The following is a 7,960-nucleotide window of genomic DNA, read 5'->3' as shown; positions in this document are numbered from 1 at the left end:
GACCGCGACGTACCAGCTGCATCGCACGAACGGCCGCTACGCGCTCTGCACGATGTGCATCGGCGTCGGTCAGGGGATCGCCATCGCGATCGAGCGCGTCTGATCCGCGCCGCCGCGCAGCGCGCGGCGATCGGCCAATGCGGCTGATCGTCGGCCAATCCGACCTTACGGCCCTACGGCCCGTGCCCGCAAGCGCACGGGCCGTTTTGCTTCATGCGCATCGCGACGGCGGCGTCGGGCGCACCACGCCGCACTGCACCGCACCGTGTCGCGCAATCGTGGCGAATCGCGTCGGGCCCATTGCCCCTTCCCGCAGGATCGCTTTCGCATCGTCCGGCAAGCTCTTCATTATTCGGATAACTCCTTGCTTGAAAAAGGTAAATCCGATTCGTCGCGGAATTCCCGCTCACTCATATTGGCGCACGCCGCCCGCTTATCTCGCCATTCGAGGCAAGCTCCGAATATCAATGCATCTTATTTCCAATTCCTGAATATTCCGGTGATAAAAATCGTGAAATAATTCATCTTGAATTATTTGATGTCGATCAGAAGCGCCGAATGGGTTCGAGCAAACATTCTAGTGCTGCAGGGCCGGCAACGACGACGAAAAGCCACGCCGGAAGCCCGCGTGCGGAACTCCGGTTTGATATGCGTCAAAGCGCAATTCATCATCTCTTGTTTTCGGGCGCGCCGGATTTGCCGAATGGCTGACGAAAACGGGGTGCAGGCCGATCGAACACAATTCGATCGATTTTTTTCGGCCGATGAAATCAATTAAAGGACACAGATCCAGCAATCGGAGCGTTCATGCGTAACAACCAACCCGTCACCCAACACGAATTCGATTATCCCGACGATGCGACCTTGATGTCGACCACCGATCCGCACGGCCGAATCACGTATGCGAACGCGACGTTCGTGCACGTCAGCGGGTATTCGAGCGACGAGATCGTCGGCGAGGCGCACAACGTCGTGCGCCATCCCGACATGCCGCGCGAGGCGTTCGCCGACATGTGGGCGACGTTGAAGCGCGGCGAGCCGTGGACCGCGCTCGTCAAGAACCGCCGCAAGAACGGCGACCATTACTGGGTGCGCGCGAATGCGGTGCCGGTGATTCGCGCCGGGCAGACGCAAGGCTACATGTCGGTGCGCACGAAGCCCGCGCGCGGCGAGATCGCCGCCGCCGAAGCGCTCTATCGCGGCTTGCGCGAAGGCCGCGCGGGCAGCCGGCGCTTCCACAAGGGCCTGATCGTGCGCACGGGGCTGCTGCGCGTCGGTTCGCTGCTGCAGACGATGTCGGTGCGCGCGCGCGTCCATCTGCCGATCGTCGCGCTGACGCCGGCGGTCGTCGGCGTCGCCTGGGCGGCGGGCGTGACGGGCGCGCCGCTCGCGCAGCTCGCGGGCGCGACGCTCGGCGGCGCGGCGCTCGCCGCGTGGTGGCTCGACGCGCAGATCGCGCGGCCGCTGCGCACGCTGCGCCGGCAGGCGCTCGACGTCGCGACCGGATCGAGCCGTCAGGGCGTCAACATGAACCGCACCGACGAGATCGGGATGACGCTGCGCACGATCAACCAGCTCGGGCTGATGTTCCGCTGGTTGATCGACGACGTCAGCGAGCAGGTGCTGACCGTGCAGCGCGCGATCAACGAGATCGCGCAGGGCAACAACGACCTGAGCGCGCGCACCGAGCAGGCGGCGACGAGCGTCCAGCAGACGGCCGCGTCGATGGCGCAGATGACGGCGACCGTGTCGAGCAACGCCGAGACGGCGACGCAGGCGAACCGGCTGTCCGAATCGGCGAGCCACGCGGCGGAGCGCGGCGGGCAGGCGGTGCGCGAGGTCGTCAGCACGATGGGCGAGATCACCGAGAGCTCGCGGCGGATCTCGGAAATCATCGGCGTGATCGACGGCATCGCGTTCCAGACCAACATCCTCGCGCTGAATGCCGCCGTCGAGGCCGCGCGCGCGGGCGAGCAGGGGCGCGGCTTCGCGGTCGTCGCGGGCGAGGTGCGCGCGCTCGCGCAACGCAGCGCGAACGCGGCGAAGGAGATCAAGACGCTGATCGGCGCGAGCGTCGAGCGGGTCGACTCCGGCGCGCAGACCGTCGACTGCGCGGGCAGGACGATGGACGAGATCGTGTCGCAGGTGAAGCGGGTGTCCGATCTGATCGCCGAGATCAGCGCGTCGACGAGCGAGCAGCGCGCGGGCGTCGCGCAGGTCGACGACGCGGTCGTCCATCTCGACAACATCACGCAGCAGAACGCGGCGCTCGTCGAAGAGAGCGCGGCGGCGTCGGAAAGCCTGCGGCAGCAGGCGACGATGCTCGTCGACGCGGTGGGCGTGTTTCGCTGAAGACGGGGCGGCGATGCGCGCGCATGCGTGCCGGCCTCGGCCGGGCGCGGTGCGGCGCGAAACGCATGCGTGTTTCGTCGCCGCGCGAGGTTCGGGCTGGCCGGCGCGTCGCGGTGTCCGTGTCCGGCGATGCGCGTGTTCCGCCGATGTCGATGTCTGCCGCCGCGCGCGGCCGAACGCGCGCCGGCGTCTCGAGCGGCCGGTGCGGCGCGCATGACGCATGTGCGCGCGTCGGAGCGCGGGCTCGGCGACGCGGCTCGGGCGTTCGTCGTTTTGGCGTCTTGCTTGGAGGCGGCATCGGATGCGATCGCCCGCGCGCCGCCGATCGCGGTGCGTCGGCGGTGCGTCGGCGCGCGGGCTTGGCCCAGGTCCGCGTTCATCTCGGCGTTGCGCGCGTCGTCATGCGATCGCGCCATCGCATCGGCGGGCTTTTGCGCCTTGACGTCGCCGCCGCGGCGCGTGGCGCATGCGTCGCATGGCGCGTAGCGCCCGATCGTCGGGATGCCATGGCGCGGCGCGTGCGTCGCGCATGACCGACATTTCCGGCTGCGGAATCCGCCGCGATTTCAGCGCGCAAAACAAGAAACGCCGCCGGAGCACGAGGCGCCGGCGGCGTTTCGCATGCCCGCGCCGCTCGCGCGGCGCGCGTCGGACATCACACGGCGACGCACATGTACTTGATCACGACGTAATCGTCGATCCCGTAATGCGAGCCCTCGCGCCCGAGCCCCGACTGCTTGACGCCGCCGAACGGCGCGACCTCGTTCGAGATGATTCCCGTGTTGATGCCGACCATCCCGTATTCGAGCGCTTCCGCGACGCGCCACACGCGGCCGATGTCGCGGCTGTAGAAGTACGCGGCGAGGCCGAACTCGGTGTCGTTCGCATGGCGAATCGCTTCGTCGTCGGTCGAGAACCTGAAGAGCGGCGCGAGCGGCCCGAACGTCTCTTCCTTCGCGACCTTCATCTCGGTCGTCACGCCGGTCAGCACGGTCGGCTCGAAGAAGCCGTGGCCGAGCGCGTGGCGCTTGCCGCCCGTCGTCACGCGCGCGCCCTTGCCGAGCGCGTCGGCGATGTGCGATTCGATCTTCTGCACGGCCGCCTCGTTGATGAGCGGCCCCTGCACGACGCCCGCGTCGGTGCCGAGCCCGACCTTCAGCTTCGCGACGGCCGTGGAGAGCTTCTCGGCGAACGCGTCGTAGACCTTCTCGTGCACGTAGAAGCGGTTCGTGCACACGCACGTCTGCCCGCTGTTGCGGTACTTCGACGCGATCGCGCCCTCGACCGCCGCATCGAGATCCGCATCGTCGAACACGATGAACGGCGCGTTTCCGCCGAGCTCGAGCGACACCTTCTTCACGGTCGGCGCGCATTGCGCCATCAGCAGGCGCCCGACGGGCGTCGAGCCGGTGAACGACAGCTTGCGCACGACGGGGTTCGACGTGAGCTCGCCGCCGATCGCCTTCGGGTCGCCCGTGACGACGCTGAACACGCCGGCCGGCACGCCCGCGCGCTCGGCGAGCACCGCCATCGCGAGCGCGGAGAACGGCGTCGCCTCGGCCGGCTTCACGACGATCGGGCAGCCGGCCGCGAGCGCCGGGCCGACCTTGCGCGTGATCATCGCCGCCGGGAAGTTCCACGGCGTGATCGCCGCGCACACGCCGACGGGCTCCTTCGTCACGACGATGCGCTTGTCGGCGGCGGGCGTCGGGATCGTATCGCCGTACACGCGCTTGCCTTCCTCCGCGAACCATTCGAGGAACGACGCCGCGTAGCCGATCTCGCCCTTCGCCTCGGCGAGCGGCTTGCCCTGCTCGGTCGTCAGGATGAGCGCGAGGTCGTCCGCGTGCGCGACCATCAGGTCGTGCCACTTGCGCAGGATCGCCGCGCGTTCCTTCGCGGTCTTCTTGCGCCACGCGGGCCAGGCGGCGTTCGCCGCGTCGATCGCGCGACGCGTCTCGGCCGCGCCCATCGCGGGCACGGTGCCGATCAGCGCGCCCGTGGCCGGGTTGCGGACTTCGAACGTCGCGCCGCCTTCGGCGGCCTGCCATTCGCCCGCGACGAACGCGCGCTCGCGCAGCAGCGCGGGATCTTTCAGTGCAAGGGTTTCGTGAGCTGTAGTCATCGTGTGTCGACCGTATGCGGAACCGATTGGCGCCGCCCGCGCGGCGCGGCGAGGGCCGCGACGCGCGCGGGCGGGCGGCGAAAAACTCAGGCGGGCACGCCCACCGCTTCCTTCAGCACGCTCTCGAGAATGCCGAGCGCTTCGTCGAACACGGCGTCCTGAATGGTGAGAGGAAACAGGAAACGTATCACGTTCGCGTCGACGCCGCAGATGAGGAGCAGCAGGCCGCGCTCGAGCGCGAGCGTCTGCACGCGCTTCGTGAACGCGGCGTCGGCCGCGCGCGTGTCCGGATCGACGAATTCCGCCGCGACCATCGCGCCCGGGCCGCGCACGTCGGCGATCTGCGGCACGTCCGCGCGCCATGCGGCGAGCTTCGCCTTCAGCTTGTCGCCGAGCACGGTCGCGCGTTCGGCGAGCTTCTCTTCGTCGATCACGTCGAGCACCGCGTGCGCGGCCGCGACGGCGAGCGGGTTGCCCGCGTACGTGCCGCCCAGGCCGCCCGGCGCGGCGGCGTCCATCACGTCCGCGCGGCCGACGACGCCGGACAGCGGCATCCCGCCCGCGAGGCTCTTCGCGATCGTCATCAGATCGGCGGATACGTCGTAGTGCTCCATCGCGAACAGCTTGCCCGTGCGCGCGAAGCCCGTCTGCACTTCGTCGGCGATGAGCAGGATGCCGTGCGCGTCGCACAGCTTGCGCAGCGCGCGCACGAAATCGGCGGGCGCGGGGTTGAAGCCGCCTTCGCCCTGCACCGGCTCGAAGATGATCGCGGCGACGCGCTTCGGATCGATGTCGGCCTTGAACAGCGTCTCGACGGCGGCGATCGAATCGGCGGTCGTCACGCCGCGCAGCGCGTTCGGGTACGGCGCGTGGAACACGTCGCCCGGGAACGGGCCGAAGCCGATCTTGTACGGCGCGACCTTGCCCGTGAGCGCCATGCCCATCATCGTGCGGCCGTGGAAGCCGCCCGCGAACGCGATCACGCCCGGCCGGCCGGTGTATGCGCGCGCGATCTTCACCGCGTTCTCGACCGCCTCCGCGCCCGTCGTGAAGAACGCGGTCTTCTTCGGCAGCGCGATCGGCGCGCGCGCGTTGATCTTCTCGGCGAGCTCGACGTACGACGCGTACGGCACGATCTGGTACGCGGTGTGCGTGAAGTGCTCGAGCTGGTCGGCGATCGCCTTCACGATCTTCGGATGGCGGTGGCCCGTGTTCAGCACCGCGATGCCGGCCGCGAAGTCGATGAAGCGGCGCCCCTCGACGTCCCACAGCTCGGCGTTCTCCGCGCGCGCGGCGTAGAAGTCGCACATCACGCCGACGCCACGGGGCGTCGCAGCGTTCTTGCGGGCGTGCAGATCGGCATTTTTCACAATCGTCTCTCCTGGCGGTTCGAATGCGCGGGGGGCGGCGGCCGCCCGCGGGCACGTTGTCCCGGCGTGCGCGTTGAAACCACTATAATCAAACTTGGCTCTGAAAATCAGAGCCATTTTGATAAATATGTAGGAGCCAATTATGCGGGTGAGCGTGCTGTCGGACTGGCTGGCGCAGCGGATCGTGCGCGGCGGCGGCGCGCAGCCGATCTACCGGCAACTGCACCGGCTGCTGCAGCAGGCGATCCTGACCCGCGAGTTGCCGGCCGGCGCGCGCGTGCCGTCGTCGCGGCTCCTCGCGGCGGAGCTCGGGATCGCGCGCAACACCGTCACGCAGGTCTACGAGCAGCTCGCGCTCGAAGGCTACGTGAGCTCGGCGACCGGGCGCGGCACGTTCGTCGCGGACAGCGCGCCGGACGAGATCGTCGGCGCGCCGGCCGAATCGCCGCGGGGTGCGCGCGGTGCGGCGGCGTCGGGCGCTGGAGCGTCGATCGGCGGCTCGGCGTCCGGCACGGCATCCGGCTTGGCATCCGGCTTGGCATTCGACACGGCGTCCGGCTCGGCATCCGGCTCGGCATCCGGCTCGGCGTCCGGCACGGCGTCCGGCTCGGCGTCCGGCTCCGCATCCGCGCCCGGTTTCGCGCGCCGCTCGCTGTCCGCGCGCGGCGCGTGCCTCGTCGGCGGCGCGGGCGTGTCGAAGCGGCAAGGCGGCGCGTTCATGCCGGGCGTGCCGGATGTGTCGCGTTTCCCGGCGCGCGTGTGGACGCGGCTGCACAACAAGTACTGGCGGCGTCTGCGCCCGGAGCTGCTGACCTACGCGCCGGGCGGCGGCCTCGCGTCGCTGCGCGAGGCGCTCGCCGATTATCTGCGCACGTCGCGCTCGGTGCGCTGCGCGCCCGAGCAGATCATCGTGACGACGGGCATTCATCAGTCGATCGATCTCGCGGTGCGCCTCCTGACCGATCCGGGCGACGTGATCTGGACCGAAGACCCGTGCTACTGGGGCGTGCGCAGCGTGATGCACGTGTCGGGCCTGACGACGCGGCCGATTTCCGTCGACGAGGAAGGGATCGCGCCGACGCCCGCCGATTTCGCGGCGCCGCCGAAGCTGATGCTCGTCACGCCGTCGCATCAGTATCCGCTCGGCATGGTGATGAGCCTCGCGCGGCGGCGTACGTTGCTCGAATACGCGCGCCAGCACGGCGCGTGGATCATCGAGGACGATTACGACAGCGAGTTCCGCTACGGCAGCCGGCCGCTCGCGTCGCTGCAGGGGCTCGACACGGCGGGGCAGGTGATTTACGTCGGCAGCTTCAGCAAGACGCTGTTTCCGGGCCTGCGGGTCGGCTATCTGGTCGCGCCGGAGCCGCTCGCCGAGAGCTTCGCGACCGCGAGCGCCGAGCTGTACCGCGAAGGGCAACTGCTGCAGCAGGCGGTGCTCGCCGAGTTCATCGCGGAAGGGCACTTCGTGTCGCACATCCGCAAGATGCGCACGCTGTACGGGCAGCGCCGGCAGACGCTGCTCGACGCGCTCGCGCGCCGCTACGGCGATGCGCTGCCCGCGGTCGGCGGCGATGCGGGGCTGCATCTCGTGATGCGGCTGCCGGACGGCGCCGACGATCGCGCGGTCGCGCGCGCGGCGCTCGAGCGCGACATCGTCGTGCGCGCGCTGTCCGGCTATTACGCGGATGCGAAGCGCGCGGGCTCGGGCCTGCTGCTCGGCTACGCGTGCGTGCCGGAGGACGAGATCGGGCGCGCGTTCGACACGCTGTCGTACGCGATCGACGACATGGTGTTCGGGCGCGAGGCGGCGGCATCGGCGGCGGATCGGGCCGAGCGGGCCGCCGCCGCACGCTGAGCGGCGCGCGCGTTTGCCGGCGGCCGATCCCGCGCGGCGATCGCGAGCGCGCCGCGCGATGCGCATCATCCGCACGCGAACGCGGGGGCGGCGTTTTCCGGTTTCCTGTCGAAGCGCACGGACGTCGATCCGAGCGGGTTTCGTCAGCGCACGTCGCCCGGGGGGCCGCGGCTGCGATCGAGCAGGCGCGGCACCGTCGGGCACGCGCTGCGGAGCGCCGCCGCGGCGGGCATTCGGCACCAGTTCCGACGCGCC

At 69.7% G+C, this 7,960-nt stretch carries 4 protein-coding genes; 2 read left to right on the top strand and 2 right to left on the bottom strand.

Features of this window, described 5'->3' with window-relative positions:
• Nucleotides 1–807 precede the first annotated feature (807 nt).
• The gene (locus X946_RS16730; protein ID WP_038749620.1) at nucleotides 808–2,352 is read left to right on the top strand and encodes a methyl-accepting chemotaxis protein; all 1,545 of its coding nucleotides are present in this window, start codon (nucleotides 808–810) and stop codon (nucleotides 2,350–2,352) included.
• 655 nt (nucleotides 2,353–3,007) lie between these two features.
• Here the strand turns inward: X946_RS16730 and gabD are convergent.
• Both gabD and X946_RS16715 read right to left on the bottom strand, forming a co-directional pair.
• Nucleotides 3,008–4,477: an NADP-dependent succinate-semialdehyde dehydrogenase gene (gabD, locus tag X946_RS16720; RefSeq protein ID WP_038749616.1), complete on the bottom strand. Its 1,470-nt coding sequence runs from the start codon at nucleotides 4,475–4,477 to the stop codon at nucleotides 3,008–3,010.
• Nucleotides 4,478–4,563: 86 nt separating this feature from the next.
• On the bottom strand, nucleotides 4,564–5,847 hold the full coding sequence (locus X946_RS16715) for a 4-aminobutyrate--2-oxoglutarate transaminase (protein WP_038749615.1): 1,284 nt from the start codon (nucleotides 5,845–5,847) through the stop codon (nucleotides 4,564–4,566).
• A gap of 142 nt (nucleotides 5,848–5,989) precedes the next feature.
• Between X946_RS16715 and pdxR the strand changes: the two genes are divergently transcribed.
• Nucleotides 5,990–7,705 carry a MocR-like pyridoxine biosynthesis transcription factor PdxR gene (pdxR, locus tag X946_RS16710; protein ID WP_038749613.1) on the top strand — a complete coding sequence of 572 codons (1,716 nt, stop codon included), beginning with the start codon at nucleotides 5,990–5,992 and terminating at the stop codon, nucleotides 7,703–7,705.
• Nucleotides 7,706–7,960: the final 255 nt, after the last annotated feature.

This window comes from Burkholderia sp. ABCPW 111, assembly GCF_000773065.1.
In the GTDB taxonomy this organism is placed as follows: domain Bacteria; phylum Pseudomonadota; class Gammaproteobacteria; order Burkholderiales; family Burkholderiaceae; genus Burkholderia; species Burkholderia savannae.
Note: the sequence above shows the minus strand (reverse complement) of the source record. Positions and strands in the feature narration are given on the sequence as shown.

Bases quoted from the DNA above. Each gene is read 5' to 3' on its own strand.
- pdxR (WP_038749613.1), top strand. From the start codon at position 5,990: ATGCGGGTGAGCGTGCTGTCGGACTGGCTGGCGCAGCGGATCGTGCGC.
- X946_RS16730 (WP_038749620.1), top strand. From the start codon at position 808: ATGCGTAACAACCAACCCGTCACCCAACACGAATTCGATTATCCCGAC.
- gabD (WP_038749616.1), bottom strand. From the start codon at position 4,477: ATGACTACAGCTCACGAAACCCTTGCACTGAAAGATCCCGCGCTGCTG.